Consider the following 1677-nt stretch of genomic DNA (forward strand, 5'->3'; position numbering starts at 1 on the left):
TCGAGAAAGCCTGTTACCTTGCCCATAGTCCAGTTCCTGCTGTCCAGATGGTGCGGTTTTCGCCGCACCCGTTAACCCCTTGAGGCAGCCATGGCAACCTTGCGCCGGAGGTCAAACTGTCGATGAAGATGGGCCGGGAAGCTTGGGCTCCCCGGCAATTGCAAAGCCTATTCCGCCGCGACGCCCATGCGCATGCGCTCCATCTCGATCAGGGCGCGGCGGTATTCGACCGGCATGATCTTGCGGAACTTCGGCCGGAAAATCGTCCAGTCGTCGAGAATCTCGCGACCACGTACCGACCCGGTGTAATGCACATGGTTGGAAATCAGCTGGTAAAGCCGCTCCTCGTCATGGCTGGTCATGTCGCCGGAGACGTCGACGCGACCCTTGTGGTCAAGGTCGCCGCCATGGTGCAGCAGCCTTTCCATCAGATCGTCTTCTTCCGGAACCGGCTCCAGCTCGACCATCGCCATGTTGCAGCGCTCGGCGAAATCGCCCGCCTCGTCGAGCACATAGGCGACGCCGCCCGACATGCCGGCGGCGAAATTGCGGCCGGTCTTGCCGATGACGACGACGATGCCGCCCGTCATGTACTCGCAGCCATGGTCGCCGACACCTTCGACGACGGCGGCGACGCCCGAATTGCGCACGGCGAAACGCTCGCCGGCGACGCCGGCGAAGTAGGCCTCGCCTTCGGTTGCGCCATAGAGCACCGTATTGCCGACGATGATGGACTCCGCCGCGACGATCTTGGCCTCTTCCGGTGGCCGGATGACGATGCGGCCGCCCGACAGGCCCTTGCCGACATAGTCATTGCCGGCGCCGACAAGCTCGAACGAGATGCCGCGCGCCAGGAAGGCGCCGAAGGACTGGCCGGCTGTGCCGGTCAGCTTCACCTGGATGGTGTCCTCGCGCAGGCCCTTGTGCTTGAAGCGCTTGGCCACTTCACCCGACAGCATGGCGCCCGTCGAGCGGTCGACATTGCGGATATCGACCTCGATCTTGACCGGCAGCTTGCTTTCGAGCGCAGGCTTTGCCAGCTCGATCAGCTTGCGGTCGAGCACGTCGTCGATCGGGTGCTTCTGGCGCTCGGTCCAGTGCACCGCCTCATGCGGCGCATCCGGCTTGAAGAACATCTTCGAGAAATCGAGCCCGCGCGCCTTCCAGTGCACGATCAGGTCGCGCTTCTCCAGAAGATCACTGTCGCCGATGATCTGGTCGAGATGGGTGTAACCCATCTCGGCGAGCAGCTCCCTCACCTCTTCCGCCACGTAGAAGAAGAAGTTGATGACATGCTCGGGCGTGCCCTTGAAGCGCTTGCGCAGCACCGGATCCTGCGTCGCGACGCCGACCGGGCAGGTGTTGAGATGGCACTTGCGCATCATGATGCAGCCGGCCGCGATCAGCGGTGCCGTCGAGAAGCCGAACTCGTCGGCGCCAAGCAGCGCGCCGATGATAACGTCGCGCCCCGTGCGCAAGCCACCATCGACCTGCAGCGCGACGCGCGACCGCAGACCGTTCAGCACCAGCGTCTGGTGCGTCTCGGCAAGGCCCATTTCCCATGGGCTGCCGGCATGCTTGAGCGAGGTCAGCGGCGAGGCGCCAGTGCCGCCATCATAGCCCGAAATGGTGATGTGGTCGGCGCGTGCCTTGGCGACACCCGCCGCGACCGTGCCG

Annotated in this window: 1 protein-coding gene; it reads right to left on the reverse strand. The window is 64.2% G+C overall.

The annotated features are described in order from the left end of the window. Nucleotides 1–167 precede the first annotated feature (167 nt). Nucleotides 168–1677, reverse strand: a 1510-nt coding sequence (locus EOC06_RS36875; RefSeq protein WP_245470410.1) for a glutamate synthase-related protein, incomplete at its 5' end; no start/stop codon positions are given.

Origin of the sequence: Mesorhizobium sp. M7A.F.Ca.MR.362.00.0.0, assembly GCF_004023175.1 — a bacterium.
In the GTDB taxonomy this organism is placed as follows: domain Bacteria; phylum Pseudomonadota; class Alphaproteobacteria; order Rhizobiales; family Rhizobiaceae; genus Mesorhizobium.